This window comes from Cupriavidus sp. YR651, assembly GCF_900101625.1.
Taxonomy (GTDB): Bacteria; Pseudomonadota; Gammaproteobacteria; order Burkholderiales; family Burkholderiaceae; genus Cupriavidus.
This window is the reverse complement of the sequence record NZ_FMYZ01000012.1, coordinates 125,380-143,986: the sequence shown is the minus strand read 5'-3', so window position 1 is coordinate 143,986 and position 18,607 is coordinate 125,380. Positions and strand designations below refer to the sequence as shown.

At 63.9% G+C, this 18,607-nt stretch carries 15 protein-coding genes and 1 pseudogene; 4 read left to right on the top strand and 12 right to left on the bottom strand.

Annotated elements, in window-relative coordinates; all coding sequences use genetic code 11:
- Positions 1-276 precede the first annotated feature (276 nt).
- Positions 277-573: pseudogene (locus BLR29_RS25760) on the top strand (haloacid dehalogenase-like hydrolase); the annotation flags it as partial.
- A gap of 119 nt (positions 574-692) precedes the next feature.
- Here the strand turns inward: BLR29_RS25760 and BLR29_RS25755 are convergent.
- Both BLR29_RS25755 and BLR29_RS25750 read right to left on the bottom strand, forming a co-directional pair.
- Complete coding sequence (locus BLR29_RS25755; RefSeq protein ID WP_092140950.1) at positions 693-1,691, bottom strand: Bug family tripartite tricarboxylate transporter substrate binding protein; 999 nt, start codon at positions 1,689-1,691, stop codon at positions 693-695.
- Positions 1,692-1,782: 91 nt separating this feature from the next.
- Positions 1,783-2,835 (bottom strand): lactonase family protein, encoded by a 1,053-nt coding sequence (locus tag BLR29_RS25750; protein WP_092140948.1) that lies wholly within the window; start codon positions 2,833-2,835, stop codon positions 1,783-1,785.
- Positions 2,836-3,086: 251 nt separating this feature from the next.
- Here BLR29_RS25750 and acnA point away from each other — a divergent pair, with 251 nt between their 5' ends.
- On the top strand, positions 3,087-5,723 hold the full coding sequence (gene acnA / locus BLR29_RS25745) for an aconitate hydratase AcnA (protein ID WP_092140946.1): 2,637 nt from the start codon (positions 3,087-3,089) through the stop codon (positions 5,721-5,723).
- A gap of 28 nt (positions 5,724-5,751) precedes the next feature.
- Positions 5,752-6,648, top strand: coding sequence for a GntR family transcriptional regulator (locus tag BLR29_RS25740; protein ID WP_092140944.1), 897 nt, complete (start codon positions 5,752-5,754; stop codon positions 6,646-6,648).
- 65 nt (positions 6,649-6,713) lie between these two features.
- Here BLR29_RS25740 and BLR29_RS25735 read toward each other — a convergent pair whose 3' ends face one another.
- The 4 genes from BLR29_RS25735 to BLR29_RS25720 are packed head-to-tail and all read right to left on the bottom strand — an operon-like array spanning position 6,714 to position 10,658.
- Positions 6,714-7,127: a DUF1801 domain-containing protein gene (locus BLR29_RS25735; RefSeq protein WP_092140942.1), complete on the bottom strand. Its 414-nt coding sequence runs from the start codon at positions 7,125-7,127 to the stop codon at positions 6,714-6,716.
- Positions 7,128-7,180: 53 nt separating this feature from the next.
- The gene (locus BLR29_RS25730) at positions 7,181-8,440 is read right to left on the bottom strand and encodes an MFS transporter (RefSeq protein WP_092140996.1); all 1,260 of its coding nucleotides are present in this window, start codon (positions 8,438-8,440) and stop codon (positions 7,181-7,183) included.
- Positions 8,441-8,467: 27 nt separating this feature from the next.
- The gene (locus tag BLR29_RS25725) at positions 8,468-9,673 is read right to left on the bottom strand and encodes a chromate transporter (RefSeq protein ID WP_092140940.1); all 1,206 of its coding nucleotides are present in this window, start codon (positions 9,671-9,673) and stop codon (positions 8,468-8,470) included.
- 22 nt (positions 9,674-9,695) lie between these two features.
- Entirely contained in the window at positions 9,696-10,658 is a 963-nt protein-coding gene (locus BLR29_RS25720) for a chromate resistance protein ChrB domain-containing protein (RefSeq protein ID WP_092140994.1), read from the bottom strand.
- Positions 10,659-10,869: 211 nt separating this feature from the next.
- Here BLR29_RS25720 and BLR29_RS25715 point away from each other — a divergent pair, with 211 nt between their 5' ends.
- Positions 10,870-11,325 carry a universal stress protein gene (locus BLR29_RS25715; RefSeq protein WP_092140938.1) on the top strand — a complete coding sequence of 152 codons (456 nt, stop codon included), beginning with the start codon at positions 10,870-10,872 and terminating at the stop codon, positions 11,323-11,325.
- Between the two features lie 499 nt (positions 11,326-11,824).
- Here the strand turns inward: BLR29_RS25715 and yddG are convergent, their stop codons facing one another.
- From yddG to BLR29_RS25685, 6 genes are all read right to left on the bottom strand, one after another.
- Complete coding sequence (gene yddG / locus BLR29_RS25705) at positions 11,825-12,748, bottom strand: aromatic amino acid DMT transporter YddG (protein ID WP_092140936.1); 924 nt, start codon at positions 12,746-12,748, stop codon at positions 11,825-11,827.
- A gap of 68 nt (positions 12,749-12,816) precedes the next feature.
- Positions 12,817-13,011, bottom strand: a complete 195-nt coding sequence (locus BLR29_RS32145) for an aldehyde dehydrogenase family protein (protein ID WP_255371446.1) — start codon at positions 13,009-13,011, stop codon at positions 12,817-12,819.
- Positions 13,012-13,115: 104 nt separating this feature from the next.
- Positions 13,116-15,245 (bottom strand): TonB-dependent receptor family protein, encoded by a 2,130-nt coding sequence (locus tag BLR29_RS25700; protein WP_092140934.1) that lies wholly within the window; start codon positions 15,243-15,245, stop codon positions 13,116-13,118.
- A 132-nt stretch (positions 15,246-15,377) separates the two neighbouring features.
- Positions 15,378-16,295 (bottom strand): 3-hydroxyisobutyrate dehydrogenase, encoded by a 918-nt coding sequence (mmsB, locus tag BLR29_RS25695; RefSeq protein WP_092140932.1) that lies wholly within the window; start codon positions 16,293-16,295, stop codon positions 15,378-15,380.
- Between the two features lie 14 nt (positions 16,296-16,309).
- Positions 16,310-17,449 (bottom strand): enoyl-CoA hydratase/isomerase family protein, encoded by a 1,140-nt coding sequence (locus BLR29_RS25690; protein ID WP_255371443.1) that lies wholly within the window; start codon positions 17,447-17,449, stop codon positions 16,310-16,312.
- Positions 17,446-18,606 (bottom strand): acyl-CoA dehydrogenase family protein, encoded by a 1,161-nt coding sequence (locus BLR29_RS25685; RefSeq protein WP_092140930.1) that lies wholly within the window; start codon positions 18,604-18,606, stop codon positions 17,446-17,448. The genes BLR29_RS25690 and BLR29_RS25685 overlap by 4 nt, the downstream gene beginning before the upstream one ends.
- Between the last annotated feature and the right edge of the window lies 1 nt (position 18,607).

Sequence of the window (18,607 nt, the reverse complement as noted above, 5' to 3'; positions counted from 1 at the left end):
CGTGAAAAAAAATGAAGCACCTCACAACTTTCATCGCTATCGCGATCTTCCTCTTACGGCCAATGACGCCTTATGCTGCACGCAGTCGCCAGCAGATTTCGAGACTCCGCATTTTTCTGAATTGTAAATTCAGCGTAGTAAATTGAGTGGATATGTGCAATCTCAGTGATAACTCCATGAAATGTATTTTGTACAAAATATCTAATCTGATTTTATTTTTATAAATTTTGCAGAATTTGACGTAATCAACTACCGCGCGATTGGTTTCAGTATCGCATCGATGACGGACCGGGCAAGCCAATCGGCATCTATCGCAATATCGGCCGGCAGCCCATTCTCGCCGTCGGCAACTCCGACGGCGACTTCCAGATGCTCGAATACACCACGGGTGGCAGCGGAGCGCGCATGGGCGTGCTGATCCGCCATGACGATGCCGAACGGGAGTTTGCCTACGACCGCGCGTCCCACTTCGGCAAGCTGGATAAGGCGCTCGACGCCGCGCCCGCGAAAGGCTGGGTCGTCGTGAGCATGAAGCGGGACTGGCAGCAGATTTATCCACCGGCCGGGCGGTGAACCGGCAATCTTGTGTCGTGGGTCATCCGGAGGCCAATGGCTGGCTTGTGTCGTGGACGACCACTCGCCAGCCCTCTCGTCGGCACCCGCCTTGCAGAGCAGCGGGCGGGTCGCCTGGCTTAGTTGTCAGGTGTGATCTTCGCCTCTTCCACGATGCGGCCAAACTTCGCCGACTCCTGCTTGATGAAATCCCTGAACTGCTCCGGCGACATCGGACTCGGGCTTCCGCCCAAATCCTTCAGCTTTGCGGCCAGCGTCGGATCTTTCAGTGACTCGAGCACCGCGGCGTTCAGGCGGGCGACGATCGGCGCGGGCGTTCCTTTGGGAGCAAAGAGTCCGAACCAGTTCTCCAGGCTATAGCCCTTGAGGCTTGCGGAGTCGAAGACTGCCGGAATATCCGGTGCCAGCGCGCTCTTTCCCGGAGAGGTGATGCCAATGGCCCGGACCTTGCCATCCTTGATGAACTGCCGTGCCCCCGCCAGACTCACGAACGTCATCTCGATATTGCCGCCGATGACATCCAGCAACTGGTTCGATGCGCCACGGTACGGCACGTGGGTAAGCTCGACATTCGCCTGCCGCGCCATCAGCTCGCCGGACAAATGCTGGGGATTGCCCACCCCACTCGTGCCATACCGCACCTTGCCCGGGTTCGCCTTCGCGTACGCGATAAGTTCATCCACCGTCTTGTACGGCAGCGTCGGATTCACCACCACGACATTGGGCACCTTGACCACCAGGCTGATTGGCATCAGGTCCGTCTGCGGCGCATATTGCATGCGACTCTTGAAGACGAACGGATTGACCGCCGTCTCGCCAGCCGAACCCATCAGCAACGTGTAGCCATCGGCGGGAGCCTTGACCACGGCCTGTGCGCCGATCATGCCGCTGCCACCGCCCTTGTTCTCGATCACCACGGATTGCCCGAGCACGGTCCTGAGCTTCTCCGCAAGCACGCGGGCCATGGCGTCGACGCCTCCGCCTGCGGAGAACGGCACGACAATCGTCACGGGCCTGGTCGGGTAGGTGCCCGCCTGGGCGAACGCGGCACCGGAAGCGGTAACGATGGATGCGGCGGCGAGCCACTTGAACAACGGCCGCTGAGCGCTAGGTTGCATGATGGTGTCTCCTTCTGTCGGATCTGGAACTTGTGGCGCATGCCGGGCAGCGCGCCGGTCTGGTTCGCGCCCGGCTGTACCGTGTTTGCGGCTACACCGAGAAGACCATGCAGACGGGGCTGCCGGATTGCACACTGAAGCCGGTTGGTTTGAGTCGCCCGCTGGTCTTGTCGATGTGCATGGCCACGATCGAATCGCTGTCCTCGTTCAGCACGTACATGAAGCGGCCGCCCGGGGCGGAGGCGAAGAAGCGCGGCGTGCGGCCCTGCGACGGATCGGCGCCGATGAAACGCAGATGGCCCGTGGCGGCGTCGATCTGGAACACGGCGATGCTGTCGTCGCCGCGATTGGAGGCGTACACAAATCGCCCGCTCGCATCGACTTCGATCTCCGACGCGCGGCTGTTGCCCGTAAACGTATCGGGCAGGCTGGAGACGATCTGCCGCGGGGTCAGCGCCCCGGTCTTCGCGTCATAGGCGTACGTGGTGACCGTCGAATCGAGTTCGTTGACGACGTAGCCGAAGCGGCCATTGGGGTGGAAGGCGATGTGGCGCGGGCCGGCCGTTTCGCGGGATTCCACGAAGCCCGGCGAAGCCGGCGAAAGCTTGCCGTCGGCAAAGCGGAAGGTGAAGGTCCGGTCGAGCCCCTTGTCCGGCACCACGACGAACTGGCCGCTCGGATCGAACGGATTGAAGTGAGGCTTGGCCTGCTTCTGCTCCACGCGATGCGGGCCGATCGGTCCGTCGAGCTTGACCAGTTGCGTCATTTCGCCGAGCGCCCCGTCGGCCTGCAGCGGCAGCACAGCGAGGCTCGCGCCAATGTGGTTGGACACCACCACGTGCCTGCCGGTCGGATCGATCGCCAGGTGAACCGGATTCTTGCCGTGGGTGCTCTGGCGATTGATGAACTCGAGCTTGCCCGTGGCCTTGTCGACAGCAAAGGCGCTGATGTCGCTGAGGTCGCCGTGCACGGTGTAAAGGCGCTCGCCATTGCGGCTCAACGCCAGGAATGACGGATTGACGAGATCCTTGACGAGCTGCGTCAGTTGCAGCGCGCCTGTTTCCGTGTCGACGCGGAACACGCTGATGCCGTCGCCGCGCGCGTTGCGTTCACGGGTGGTTCTCGATCCTACGTATGCGTACATGTTCTTTCCTTTGGATATGGTCTGGCTCCCCGGCGCGGCGGCGTTCGCTGCAGTCGCGGGCAGTGCGAATGCCGAGACAGCGGACATGGCAACCGCCCCGCCAAGCAGGCGGCGGCGCTGGAGGTTCGGCGCTGGTTCAGCCGGGGGGAGGGAGGGATCGGATGGATTCACGGGTTGTCTCCTTGTATTCCGTGGATCATTAGGGCTTCCACTTGATTGCATTTTTACGTAAACTTATGCAAACTTCAGCCATGGAAAACACCTACCGCCCCATCGAAGGTCAGTTTTGCGCTGACGGCGTCACTTATCGCTACGTGGATCTGCCGGCGATGCTGGGCAACTCACTCGCGCGGCTACCCGTGGTCCTGCGTCTGCTGATCGAAAATGTGGCGCGGAACATGGATGGCGAGGAGCGCGCGGAGGCCATCGCCACCATCGTTGCGTGGCTGGACGCGGGCACCAGCGAGGCGGAAATCGCATTCCAGCCGGGCCGGGTGCTGATGCACGACACCACGAGCACCCCTGCGCTGGTCGACATCGCCGCGATGCGCGACGCCCTTGCCGAAGCCGGGGCCGATGCCACGGCGCTCAATCCGGTGTTGCCGGTGGATTCGTCTGTCGATCACTCGCTCGCCGTGGAAGCGTTTGCCCGGCCGGACGCGGCAGGTGTGAACCTGGAGATCGAAAGCCAGCGCAATGCCGAGCGCTACAGCTTCCTGCGCTGGGCATCGAAGGCGCTTCGCGGTGTGCGCATTCACCCGCCGGGCACGGGCATCATGCATACGATCAACCTCGAGCAACTTGCCACGGTGGTCACCACGCAGCAGCGCGACGGCGAGCGCTGGGCCGTCCCGGACACGCTGATCGGCACAGACAGCCATACGCCGATGATCAACGGCATCGGCGTGCTCGGTTGGGGGGTGGGCGGGCTTGAGGCCCAGACGGTGATGTTCGGCATGCCCGTCATGCAGCGGATTCCCGATGTCATCGGCGTCCGGCTCGTCAATGCGCTGGCGCCGGGCGTGCTGGCGACGGATCTCGCGCTGACGGTCACGCAGCGACTGCGCGCCATCGGCGTATCTGGCGAGTTCGTGGAATTCTTCGGGCCCGGCGTTGCCACGCTCTCGGCCGGCGACCGGTCCGTGGTGGCCAACATGGCGCCCGAGTACGGCGCAACCACCGGCTTCTTCCCGATCGACGACCAGACACTGGCCTACCTGCGGACCACGGGACGCAGCGCGGAGAACGTGACGCTTGCCGGCGAATACGCGCGCCGCACCGGCCTGTGGTTCGACCCGCACGCCACGCCGCGCTACACGCGCGTGATCGACGTGGATCTCGCCCGCATCGGCATGCATGTGGCCGGTCCCCGGCGGCCGCAAGACCTGCTCTCCTACGCCGATACCGCCGCGGCGTTGGCGAAGTTTCCGTTCGCAGGCCGGCAGCGCGTCGATATGCCCCGCTACCCCGTGGCCATCGCCGCCATCACGAGCTGCACCAACACGTCGGATCCGGCCCTGCTGACGGCCGCCGGCCTCGTGGCCCGCAAGGCGCGGGCGCTGGGTCTGTCGGTGGCGCCGTGGATCAAGACCTCGCTGGCCCCCGGATCGCCCGCCGCAGCCAGTTATCTGGAACGGAGCGGCCTGATCGATGACCTGTCGGCGGTAGGATTCGACATCGTCGGCTTCGGCTGCACCACCTGCATCGGAAACTCGGGCCCGCTGACGCCGGAGATCCGCGACGCGCTGGCGGAGGGTTCGGCGTGGCCCGTCGCCATGCTGTCAGGCAACCGCAATTTCCCGGGCCGCATCCATCCCGACCTGAACCTCGGCTTCATCATGTCGCCGCCGCTCGTGGTGGCCTTTGCGCTGGCCGGTGACGCCGAGCGCGACCTGAGCCGGGACCCGGTACAGATTGCCGCCGATGGCACCCCTGTATTCCTCAAGGACCTGTGGCCCTCGCGCGAAGAAGTGGCGGCAGCCGTGGCCGCCGGATCGGACCCTGCCGACTACCGCCGCGCATTTGCGGTCGCTTCGCGCAACCCGGTGTGGGCCGCCCTGCCGTCGCCCGATGCGGCGCGCTATCCGTGGAACGAGCGATCGACCGCGTTGCGCCGGCCCCCGTTTGCCGCGCTCGATCAGGGCTCGCAGCTGGGTGACTACGACGCGTGGCCGCTGCTGGTGCTCGGTGACGACATCACGACCGACCATATCTCCCCGGCCAGTGCGATCCCGAAAGACAGCTTCGTGGCCGACTTCCTCGTCAGCCGGGGCGACGACCGGAACGACCTGAACGTCTTCGCATCGCGCCGTGGCAACTGGGAAGTCATGATGCGCGCGGCGTTCTACAACAAGACGCTGGTCAACCTGCTGCGGCCGGATGTGCCCACCGCACATACCGTGCACGTGCCGAGCGGCGACATCCAGCCGATCTTCGAAGTGGCGCAACGTTACCGCCAGGAAGGCGAATCGGTGGTGCTGATCGCCGGCGAACGCTATGGCACCGGCTCGTCGCGCGACTGGGCCGCCAAGGGTCAGCGCCTTTTGGGGATCCGCGCAGTGATTGCGGTAAGCTTCGAGAGAATCCACCGCTCCAACCTGATCGGCATGGGCATCCTGCCGTTACGCATGCCGTCGGGCGTCAACCCGCAGGCACTGGCCATCCAGCCTGGAGACAAGGTCCATATCCGCGCGGATGCGCAAGACCTCTCGCCACGCTGCAAGGTGCCGGTCAGCGTTGTGCGCCGGGACGGCACGGTGGAGGAATTCGAGGCCACCGCCGCCGTGGAAACCCGGCTTGAAGTCGATCTGCTGCGGCGCGGTGGCGTCATCCCATCGATCTTGCAAAAGACGCTGGCACAACAGGGGGGGGCGATTGCCACGGCATGATGGCCCCTCCGCCAGCGGGTCAGACATCATGAATCACGACAGATCCATCGCGACGCAGATCGTCGAACTGATCCAGACCGAGCGGCTGCCGGTGGGCGCCCACCTTCCGGCGCAAATGCTTGCGGACAAGCTGCGCGTCTCGCGCTCCCCCGTCAATGAAGCGCTCGCGCTGCTGCACGAGAAGGGCATTCTCACGCGCGAGAAGAATCGTGGATTCTTCCTGGCTCAGCCGGTCGCCACGCCGGCAGCGGAGCTGGCCTCGCAACTGGGCCTGACGGAGCCGGATGTGGTCGGCGCCGCCTACTTCCAGATTGCGGAGGACCTCCTGAAAGGCACGCTGCCGACCGAGGTATCGGAGCAGGCCATCAAGTCCCGCTACGGGCTGACCACCACGCAGCTCAACGCCGTATTCAAGCGCATTGCGCAGGAAGGCTGGGGAGAACGCAAACCCGGCTACGGCTGGGAATTCTCCACCATGCTGACCACGCCCGACTCGCTGCTCCAGTCATACCGGATGCGGCTGGCGCTGGAACCGGCTGCCTTGCTTGAACCTGGCTATCGACTCGAACCACGCACCATCGAAAGACTGCGCGCCGCGGAACTCCACCTGCTCAACGGTGGCATCGAGACGGATACCGTGGACCAGTTGCACGATCGTGGCGTCCGGTTTCATGAATCGCTGGTCGAGGCCTCCGGCAATCCGTTCTTCATCGACACCATCCGGCGAGTCAATCGCGTGCGCCGGCTGCTGTCTTACCGCTCCATGCGCGACCGGGTTCGGTATGAGGAACATGCGAAGCAGCATTTGCACATCCTGGAGCTGCTGGAGCGGGAGCGCAACGACGAGGCGTCCCGCGCCATGCGCGAACACCTTGACCACACGCTGACCGCGCTGGCCCGGATCAGCGAAATTCTCGAACCCTAGCTCGCCCCCCGTTTTGCCGCTTGTTTTCCCGCCGCCTCGGCCAGAGCGCGCGGGCACCCCGCAGCCTACTTCGCTCGCTTCGGGCCTGCCTTGCCACCGGATGCGTTCAGGGCGACGGCGGCAAGGATGAGTGCCTTGAATGCGTCCGCGTCGACCTCCTCCCCCTCGAGGATGTCGATTGCGCGCCTTGTGTTCCCGTCGAGGCTCGCGTTGAAGAGCTTGGCCGGGTCCTTCAACGACGCCCCCTTCGCGAAGGTCAGCTTCACTTTCTCCTTGTAGGACTCGCCAGTGCAGAGGATCCCATCGTGTGACCATGTGGGAGTGCCCATCCACTTCCACTCCTCCACCACGTCCGGGTCTGCTTCCCTGATGAGCTTGCGCATCCTGCTCAAGGTCTCCCCGCGCCAGTCCCCGAGCTCGGCAATTCTTTCGTCAATCAGCCCGGATGCCGACTGATCCCCGGTCGAAGCCTTCTTCATGCTCTCCCCCCCTGAAAATGTCGTGGCTATCATGGCCTTGGGTCGACATCCGGTCAACCGGATGGCTCGATATGGCGAAACGCGCGGAACAACGCGAGGTCGTAAGCAATCTTGAGCACCCCACAGGCCACCAATGGCGCCGCAGGCCAGCCCATCACGAGCAGCGCGCCGGCAATCGTCGGCCCGAGCGCGGCGGCAAGGCTTCTGGGCACCGCTGTGAGGCTCGCTGCCGCCGGACGCTCCGCTGGCGTGACAATCGCCATCACATAGGCCGTGCGCGTCGGTACGTCCATTTGAGATAGCGCGCTGCGCACGAGCAGTAGCGCGAGCGCGGGTATCAGCGTCGGCGAGAATGCGGCGGCGATCAGGCAGAGGCTGGATGGGATATGCGTGAACACCATGGTGTTCAGCAAGCCGAAGCGCTGCGCCAGCGGCACGGCAACCAGTTGCGACGCGGCGCTCAGCAGCCCGGCCCAGAAAAAGAACTGCCCCGCCGATCCCGGGGAAAGACCAAAGCGCTGCATCAGCCAAAGCGATAGCAGCGCGTTCACCACCAGGCCGCCGGCAAAGGCATCCACGCTGAAAAGCAGCGCGAGCCGAATCACAATCCCGCGCGATGGGCCGAGGGGCGTCGTCGCGGGCGTTGCGTGCTGATCCGGGGCTGGCAGCCGGAGATAGAGAAACCAGAGCGCGGCACCGGTCAGCGCGTAGACGACGAACATCGACCGCATGGCGGTGAGGGATGACAGGCCTGCACGGAGCACCAGCAGATCGGGCAACGCCGCCGCCAGCGCTCCCAATGCAGCGGATAGTCCGCCGACCAGGCTGTAGCGCGCGAACAATGCCGTCCGGGATGCAGGGGTGGCAGAGTCCGCCAGCCGTGCCAGCTCCAGCGGCAGGAACAGGCTGACATCGCCGGAGCCAGGATTGAGCGTGCCGACAAAGGCGACAAGCAAGAGCGGCCACAGCGATGAGAGTCCGGCAAAGCCCATGCCGGTTGCCGCCATCATGCACGCCGCCAGCATCAGCATGCGGCGCTGCGGGTAGCGATGGCCGGCAACGCCGACCAGGATCGTCGCCAGCGCCGAACCCACAAGCGTGGCACTGCTGATGATGCCGACGGCCAACGGGCCGAAGCCAAGCGCGAGCAGGTACGCCGGCAACAGCACCGCGGTAAAGCCGTCGCAGACACCGCGTAGCGCACGCCCGACGAGCAGCAGCAAGGCGTCCGGGCGAACGCCGGCGGGCAAGACGAGCCGCGCGAACCAGTCGTGGCCCGGGGCGGCCATCGGATCCGTGTGGGGGCGTCGCATCATGACATCGCGCCAGCGCTTGCCAGCCTATTGATGCAGCAAGGGATATACAGCCAGTCCGATCAGCGCCGCCCCGGCGACGATGACGGGCTCCGGCAGCTTCCTGAACCTGAGCAGCAGTGCCGCGGTGCCAAGCGCAAGCAATATCGTCGGCACATCGACAATGGAACGCTTGGCCAGCACGATCACCGCACCGGTGATGGCGCCGACCGCGGCCGCGGTGACGCCATCGACAAAGGCAAGGATGGCAGGCAGCTTGCCGTACTTCTTGAAGTACGGTGCAGGCAGAATGGTGAACAGGTAGCACGGCAGGAATGTCGCCAGCGCCGCAACGCAAGCGCCCGGCAGACCGGCGACCAGGTAGCCGATGAAGCCAACGGTGATCACCACAGGCCCGGGCGTGATCATCGCCACGGCTACGGCATCGACAAACTGCTTGTCGTTTAGCCAGTGGAAATCCGTGACAACGCCGCCGTAGAGGAAGGGCACGATGGCCAGGCCCGAGCCGAACACGAACGCCCCAGCCTTGGCAAAGAACACGCCGATCTGCGTCAGCAGCGGCCAGTCCATCGTGCTGAACATGCCGCCGGCCGCTGGCAACTGAACGGCGGCCAGCGCATTGACCCCGCCGCCCTGGTGCAGCCACCTGGGCGGCGCGCGCCAGAACCAGTTCACGAAGCCGGCCGCAAGGAACAGCCACGCGACCTCCGATTCCGTCACAACCGTCACGGCGACGAGAATCAGGTAGATCGCCCAAAGCAGCTTGTCTTTGCCCACGCTCTTCATGGTGAGCTTCCAGGCGCTGATCGCGATGATGCCGATGACCGCCGCGCCCACGCCATAGAACACCGCCTGCATCCACGACAATCCGCCGAGGCGGACATAGGCCCAGCCTAGTGCGATGACCATCAGGAACGATGGCAGCACAAAGCCGATTCCGACAAGGGTGGCGCCACGAATGCGGTAATGCACGTAGCCCAGATAGATCGCGAGCTGGGCAGCCAGTGGTCCGGGCGCCAGTTGCGCGAGGGCCAGCCCTTCCTTGTAGTCGGCATCCGTGATCCATTGGCGCCGGTCCACCAGGTCGCGGTGCATGTAGCCCGTCAGCGCCACCGGGCCGCCGAAGCCGAACGTCCCAAGACGAATGAAATAGAGCACGAGGTGCCAGAGCGTGTAGCCAGGCTGCTCGGCGGTCGGCACCTGGGGAAGACCGGCTTGCTGCGTATCGGACATGGATGTTCCTTGAACACTCGAATCAGGGTCTTCCGCTTGCGGAGAAATGGGTATACAGGGAGTCGAGCACCTGCCCCGTCTCGGCCAGCAGCGCGTCATCGTGGGCCAGCCGTTCACGAGCCCCCGCCAGCATGGCTTCGAAGCCGCTGGCTTCCGGCACCGCCACGCCGCCGACGTCGAGCGAATGCACCATCGCGCCCAGGCGGCGCAGGCCGCGGTCGGTTTCCAGGCCGAAGCTCGCCAGCAACACCTCGAAGGAAACCCGGTCGCCGACGTGTGTGAACGTGGCGCCGTCGAAGTCGAAGCCGAGCGCGTCGGCCGGGCAATCAGCCGGCGTGTCGAGCCACACGAAACGGGCATGCGGGTCGATGAATCGCTGGATCAGCCATGCACTCGCCACGCGGTCCACCCACAGGCGGCGGCGTGTTGCCCACAATCGGCCCTGATACTGCATCGGGTCCCGTCGGGCGATGCCGTCCGCCAGCGGATGCGGCTCCCCGGGGGATTGAAGGGTCTCGATGGCGCCGGCGAAATCCTGCCACTGCGCCTCGGCGCGGGCCGATGCCTCATTGGGAAAGAAGTCGATATGCCGAATGGATTCGTACACCCGCCCGTGCCGGCGCAGCAGCCGGCTCAGTTCGGTCCCGTTCAGCCCGGCCAGGGTGGCGCGGGATTCAGAGAGTGCCGCCAGCAGTTCGCCGTAGTCGGCCCCCCGGTCAAACAGGTCACGGTAGGCAGCGGCCTCGTCCGGATCATGGGCGTTCACATGCAACAGCCAGGCTTGACCGCCTTCCTGCAGCGTTTCGTCGGCCAGCTTGCGTAGCTGTGCCACGTGCTCCTGACCTGCCGGCAACAGGTAGGCGCCGTCGCGCAGCGCGGCGCAGCCGAGGTTTCTGAGGGCGCGCCAGATCCGCATGCGCGCGGTGGCGCCGGAGGTCGGCAGGCTGACGATCAGCAGGTTCCAGGCATCGGAGGCGGGGGTCATGGGCACATCATAGGAACCCATAGACTAATCTTCAATGCTGTAGAGATCTCTACATATATGGCGTATGCGGCTCTTGTTGTTCTGAGCTCGGCGGCCATGCCCGTTTGATGTAACGCAAACGCGGCGCGCCCGAACGGCCTACCCTGAGATCAAGGATGCCTCTCGGGTTTTCGACCGCATCCGCCCCCCGATCCAGACAGAGGACACTCTCATGTACCAGCGCATCCTTCTCGCCGTTGACGGCGGCCCCTCTTCGGAACTCGCCATCTCGCAGGCGCAGTACATGGCCAGGGCCACGAATGCCGAAGTGAAGGCCATCTTTGTCGTGGACGACAGCGATCTGTTCTTCGAAACCAGCTATATCGACCCCAATGACGTGCTGCGCGGCTTGATCAGCGTCGGGCAGCAGGCGCTGGCCTCGGCGGCGCGGAAACTGAACGAGGCCGGTATCCGCTGCATCACCGAACTGATCGAGAGGCCCGTTGCACCTGGGCAGATCTCCTCGACGATCGTCGCCCAGGCGGACGAATGGAGCGCCGATCTCATCGTCATGGGTACGCATGGCCGGCGCGGCATGAAGCGGCTGATCATGGGCAGCGTCTCGGAAGGCGTGATCGCAAAGACCAACAAACCCGTATTGCTGGTGCGCTCCGAGCGCGCGGATTAGGCTGCGCGGCCAATCCTGCTTCTCGCGGGTCCCTTGATTCCTGACGCGCCGATGCCTGATCGCACCGGCGCGTTTTTTTGCGTCTCCCTCCTGCGAATTCTCCCAACGCAGACGAGTTGGACGGCGACGCCGCCACATCACAAATTGACCCTGCTCAACCGGGCCTGTCTCGGCCCCCGCAGCCGCCGGCGGCGTGACTATAGTCGTTTAACGAACTAGAAGATTCGGAGACGAGCGGCCACCACGGCATGCACATGCCCGCGCCGCAAGCCACGCCAGGCAACGCAACACAAGGGGCAATCGAGATGCTAAGTCCTCATGAATTCGCAGCCTTGCTGATTCTCAGCAACTCAGAGCGGCACGGAGAACTGGACCCAGACGATATCGGCACCCTGGTCGAACGCCAATTGGTCCGTCTTGAATCCCGGAACGCCGAGCGCAACGCGATACAGATCACCACAGCCGGCGAGCGCTTGCTCCGTTCGATCGGCCGGGGTCGCTAACTCTGGCGAGAACGTGCTGACGGTGCTGGCTTCGCACTCTGCCCTCGTGTCGCAAACCAGCAAAGAATGGAGCCGGCGCAAACCATGGCGGCGCCCTTCCAGAATGCGAGCGAAAGCGGTGCTTGCAACAGCACGGCCGCCAGGGCCGCGGACAGCACGGGGATGAAATACGACGCGCCGGCAAGAATGGTCACGTTCCCATGCAGAATGCCCACATTCCATGCGGCATAGCCGAACCCCATGGCTGACGCTGCCATCGCGAGATAGATGATCCCGTGATAGCTCATTCCCATCGCGCCGTCTTCCGTCGTGAAGTACTTCAGCCACAATGCCAGCGCCGTCAATGTGAAGAACAGCGTGATGCCATTCTTGCCGCCAGCCATCCTGCTGGTCACCGTGCAATAGGCTGCCCAGATCAACGCACCAAAGAAGGCTAGTCCATAGCTGAGCGGATTCGTCTTGATATTCCCGACCATGCCTGCGATGTCCAGGCCCTGATCTCCGCCGAGTACTAGACAGATTCCGACAACGGCTACCGCGAAGCCCGGCACGATCAGCAGATTGGACTTCTGCTTGTTGAACGCAATGGCGGCCAGCATCGTGAAGCTCGGCCACAGGTAGTTGACCATCCCAACCTCAATGGCTTGCCTGCCGCTGTTCGCATAGCCGATCGACAGGGACAGGCAAAGCTCGTAGGCAACGAACAGGATGCTGCCCCAGAACAGGTATCGCCCGGAGAATTGCCGAACCTTCGTGAATCCGACGGTGAAAGACAGCAATATCGCGCCGACTGTGTAAATCAGGGCGGCGCCGCCGGTGGCGCCGAAGCTTTCGCTCACACCACGAATCAGGCCGACGATCGAGCTCCATAGCAGAACTGCGGTCAGCCCAATCAGCGTTGCTTTTCTCTTGCCTTGCATGACAGCACTTACAGTTGTTCATCGAACGGGAACGCAACACCTGCTTCCCCGATGAGAGTAGTTGACGACTAATGACGAAGTGACGACCGGTATTCCGCCCTGCCGAATCCCGACGCCTTGTCGCCACCAAACGGCACGGCGATGTCGCCTTCGTCGCGACAGTTTACCGTCACAACCCCGGCGCGGATTTTCCTCGATGCGGTGAAACGGCGGCAGCGAGACCCGTGAACACTCGCATCAGAAACGCAAAACCCGCGCCCAATACAGGGGCGCGGGTTGGTATGCCTTCCGGGAAATGACCGGGCAGTTGTCGGCAGTCGGCGCCGAGGGACGGTAGATGGACGCCCCTCAGCGACTCACACGGTCATCAGAACGCAGCACGCGCCTGGATGTAGACCATGCGCGGCGCGCCAACCAGTCGGCCGGCGTTGCTGTCGGTCGTACGCGTGTAGTAGCGCTTGTCGAACAGGTTGTTGATGCCGATCGCGATATCGGTGTTCTTGCGCTGCGGCACCTTGAACATCGCCTGGATGTTCCACGTCCGGAAGCCCGGGATCAGCCCATTGCTGCCGTCCGCGGACTCCGCCACCGTGTTGGCCAGATCCGCGTACTGCTTGCTCTGGTGCGTGGTCGAGACGTTGAACGTCCAGCTGTGCCAGTCGTAGCGTGCGCCGATGGTATCGGTCGTGCGCGAGTAGAACGGCACATCCAGGCCCGCCGTGGTGCCCGACTTCTGGATCGCGCGCGTGTATGTGTAGTTGGCGTACAGGTTCAGGCCGCCCAGCAGGCTGCCGCGGTCGAACGCGTAGTCGATCGCCGCTTCCACGCCATCATGGTCGGTGGCGCCGATGTTCTGGAACGTGGCCGGGAACAGGCCCGGCACCTGCAGAATCTGGTTGTCGAACTTGATCTTGAAGGCCGTCAGTTCAGCCTTGATGTTGTTGTCGGTCCAGCGCGTACCCACTTCGAACGTCTTCGCCACTTCCGGCTGCAGCGGATTGTTCGGCGTCTGGGAATTCAGCTGGGTATTCTGCACCGGGCCAAACGACGTGCTGTAGTCGGCAAACACGGTCCACGCATTGTTCACCAGGTACGACACGTTGACCGACGGCAGCGCCTTGTTGTTCAGGCTATCCCACTGCGTCGTGGTGCCGCGCTGCTGGCGTGTGGTGTCGATATGCTCGAAGCGCACGCCCGGCACGATGCGCCAGTTGCCATACGCGATGCGGTCGTCGATGTAGACGGCGTGGGCGTCCGTGGCATTGTCGAACGTCGTGGTCGCGGCCTTCACGCCGGTGATGAGGTTCTGGTTGTACGTGTTGTCGTCGCCGCGCTCGCGGATGTAGCGGTAGCCGACCGTGATGTCGTGCGTGGTCGGGCCCAGCGCCACGCGTTGCGTGAAGCGCGGTTCGATGCCGAACGTGGTGTAGTTGCGCGGCTGGTGCGCGATCACGGTGGCGCTCTGCTGCAGCGTGCTCTGGCGATAGCTGTCGTTGAAGAACGTGCGGATCTCGAATTCCTGATTCGCGGAAATCGTGTTCACGTAGCCGAGGTCGAAGCCGTAGCGGTTGCCGCTCCAGTAGTCGTTCGGCCGCGTGTTCTGGAACGGATCGGCGTTGAATTGCGCGACGGTCAGGCCGCCCGGCGTGCGCGACTTGACGTCGTAGTAGCTCACCTTGCCGTAGACCTGTTGGGTCGGGGTGATGTCGTAGGCGAACTTCACGGCCAGGTCGTGGACGTCGTCGTCGCTGCCCTTGCGCCATTCGCGGCCGGTCATGCCCGAGTACAACAGCGCCAGGCCCAGGCCGCTATCGAGCGTGGTGCCCACGAACGCGTTGTACTGGGTGTTGCTGCCGCCGCCCTCGGTGTAAATGTTCTCGCGGACCGAGGCCTCGCCGGTGATGCCGGGGCCGGTCGGGATTGGCTTGGTGTTGAAGTTGATGATGCCGCCAACGTTCTGCGGGCCGTAGCGCACCGCGCCGCCGCTGCGCACCACGTCGATCGATTCGATATTGCCCAGGCTCACCGGCGCGAACGACAGCTGCGGCTGGCCGTAAGGCGCCACGGCCATCGGAATGCCGTCGAGAAGCACCGTGGAGCGCGGCGTATAGCGACCAGTCAGCCCGCGCACACCGATATTGAGCGAAACGGCGCTGCCGGCGGTGCCGGAGTTGTCGGTCGATTGCACGCCCGGGATGCGGCGCATGACGTCGCCGATACTCTGCGCGCCACTCTGCTCGATCTGCTGCTCACTGACCACCGTGCGCGCGCCCGGGAAGGTCTTCACGCTGTTCTGCAGCCCGGTCCCGAGCCAGTTTCCCGACACCTGGACCGTTTCCAGAACACGCTCGGCGTTGCCGCTTTGCCCCGATGACTCATCGCTCTGCTGCGCCTCGGCCCGAGGCGGCGTCATGCAAAGTGCGGTAACAGCCACTGCTGTTGCGCAAAGCGCGATCCTGGGAGCAGGGCGAGAAACGCCGCAGCGGCTCGATTTCATGACTGACCTTCCTTGTAGCAAAAACCTGCGAAGGCCAAGAATGTAAATGCTAATGCTTATCGTTTGCGTGCGGCGCGAAAGAAAAAGTAACGGAAGGGGTCGAAGTGTTGCCAGTTTGCGACGAATGCGGCGTCAGGCGCGCCGGTCGTCGTCCGCCTCTTCCGTGTACAGCCTGATTACACTGGAAAAATCCAGCCCGCCCCGCCCCGAGCGATGGTTCAACGAGTACAGGTTACGTGCGAGCTCGCCAAGCGGAACCGTGGCGCCCACTGACATCGCCGCCTCCACCGCCAGGCCCAGATCCTTCAGCATGAGGTCGTTGCCAAAGCCGCCTGTGTAGCCACGCGAGGACGGCGCGTTCTCAAGCACGCCGGGCCATGGGTTGCAGACTTCCGTCGCCCAGCTTCGTCCCGTGCTGACAGCGATCATCCGCGACAGCGTGCCCGCATCGAGCCCATGTGAAGTGCCCAGTGCCAGGGCCTCGCCAGTCACGGCCATGATCACGCCGAGCGCCATGTTGTTGCAGAGCTTTGCCACCTGACCGGCGCCCGATGCGCCCATATGGAAGATGTTCTTGCCCATCGCGTCGAGCGCTGGCCTGGCCCTTGCCAATGCGCCCTCGGTGCCGCCGACGATGAACGTCAGGGTTCCCGCAGCCGCGCCGGCCGTTCCCCCGGAGACCGGTGCATCGATCATCTCAAGTCGACTTTCCGCCGCGGCCATGGCGACCTTCTTCGCGGATGCGGGTGCGATCGTGCTGCAATCGACAATCAGTGTGCCGGCCTCGAGCACCGGCAGCAGTCCATCGCTCCCAAGGTAGAGCGATTCCACATGCCGGCTGTTCGGCAGCATCGAGATCACGATCGAAGCGCCATCCACGGCGGTTCGCGCCGAACTTGCCGTGTTCAGGCCCTCCGAGCGAACACGGGCCAGCGCGTCGGCACCGAGGTCGAATGCCGTGACGTCGAATCCCGCGCGATGCAGGTTCACCGCCATGGGCGCGCCCATGTTTCCGAGTCCGATAAAGGCAATACGGGTGCTGCTGGACATCGATGTCTCCTCGTTCAGGCCAGATCGGCCAGGGGATGCGCGCCGCCATGCAGCGGCGCGAGATGGTTTGCAATGTGTTCTGGTGTCACCGCTTCAAGCGTGGCGGGCTTCCACTGCGGTCGCTTGTCCTTGTCGATCAGCAAGGCCCGAATCCCTTCCGGAAAATCCTGATGCGTACAGCAACCGAGCGATGCCTGCCATTCCAGCCTGAAGACTTCCGCCAGCGACATGTCGCGGGCGCGTTGTTGCATCGCATACGTGAGTGCCAGAGACGTTGGCGAAGCACTGGCAACGGCGCTTGCAGCCTTCGCCAGCCATGGATCCGTGTCGTCGTTCAGGGCCTTCAGCCGCCTGACGATCTGATGGAGATCGTCGTGGTCGCCGATCAATGCGTCGATCCGGGCAGCATGCGTCTTCAGCGCGGACTCGGGTAGCTCCAGGCCGTTCTGCAATGCCGCGAGCAAGCTGTCCAATCGGGCTGCATCGGCATCGGCATCGCCGTGCCATGGCGCGGCTGCAATCGTTTCGAGCAGCATGCCTCGTTGGCCGGAATGTGCCGCGTGCGTTGCCAGTCCCGCATATAGCGCGTCAGTGACGTTCAGCGACATCCCGGTCAGCCCAAGGAACATGCCCGCCTTGCCGGGCATGCGCGACAACACCCAGCTCCCGCCCACGTCCGGATACAGCCCGATCGCGACTTCCGGCATCGCCATGCGCGTGGTTTGCGTCGCAACGCGGTGCGATGCACCGGCCAGCAAGCCAATCCCGCCGCCCATCACAATGCCCGTTCCCCAACAGAGAACAGGCTTTGGAAACCGATGGATGCGGTAATCCAGGCGATATTCACGCGCGAAGAATGCGGCTGCCTCGCGCGGCACTTCACCAGGCGCCACGGCCTTGATCGAGCGATATAGCCCGACAATGTCGCCGCCAGCGCAGAATGCCTTTTCGCCCACGCCGTCCAGCAGGACGCCGACAACGCGCGAGTCAACCGCCCACCGCTCCATCTGAGGATCGATCCGCTCGACCATCGCCATGGTCAACGCATTGAGACTATCGGGGGCGTTGAGTGTCACGCGGCCGAACAGATGACCGCTGGCCGTCTCGATTGTCGAGATCACTACGGGCGTATCGCGTTCCATGGCGTCGCTCATCGGATCACCTCCGTTGCGTTGTCCTGCAACAGCCTGCGGGCGACGATCACGCGCATGATTTCATTCGTGCCTTCAAGGATCTGATGCACGCGTGCATCACGCAGCAACCGCTCCAGCGGATAGTCGCGGAGATAACCGTAGCCGCCGTGAATCTGCAGGGCCTCGTTGCAGACGTTGAAGCCCACGTCGGTGGCCAGGCGCTTGGCCATGGCGCAGTAGACCGAAGCCTCGGCATCGCAAGCGTCGAGCTTCGACGCTGCAAGCCGCACGATCTGCCTGGCCGCCACCAGTTCGGTAGCCATATCGGCCAGCTTGAACTGCAGCGCCTGGAAATCCGCCAGAGGTTTGCCGAACTGCTCCCGCTCATGCATGTATCGATGTGCCACACGCAATGCGCCTTGCGCGGCGCCGATCGAGCAGGTGGCGATATTGATGCGCCCGCCATCGAGCCCCTTCATCGCTATCCTGAAGCCGCTGCCCGCCTCGCCAAGCAGATTGCCCGCCGGCACGCGCACGTTGTCAAAGCTGATGGTGCGCGTTGGCTGGCTGTTCCAGCCCATCTTGGTTTCCTTCTTTCCATACTGGATACCCGGGCTGTCCGCCGGAACCAGCAGCGCGGAAACGCCCGGCGCGCCGGGTCCGCCCGTGCGTGCCATGAGAACCAGCACGTCCGTCTCCCCTGCGCCCGAAATGAACGACTTGCTGCCATTCACCACAAAGCCATCGCGTTCCATGCGCGCCGTGGTGCGCAGCGATGCCGCATCAGACCCGGCCCCGGGCTCCGTCAGGCAATACGATGCCAGTGCGCTGCCGCTGGCAAGACGTGGCCCCCAGTACGCCGCAAGCTCCTGCGAGCCGAACGTGGTCACCATCCAGGTCGCCATGTTGTGGATCGTGATGAATCCCGTTGTGGATGGGCAGATGCTCGCCAGCTCCTCGAAAACAATGGTCGCGTCAAGCCTCGACAATCCCACGCCGCCAAATTCCGCCGGCACATAGAGCCCGCAGAAGCCCAGTTCACCGGATTTGCGGATCGCATCGCGCGGAAAATGCCGAGCCTCGTCCCACTCGGCCGCAAAGGGCGCGAATTCGTGTTCGGCGAATTCGCGCGCCGTGTGCTGGAAGGCGAGCTGATCCTCGTTCAGGTCGAAGTCCATC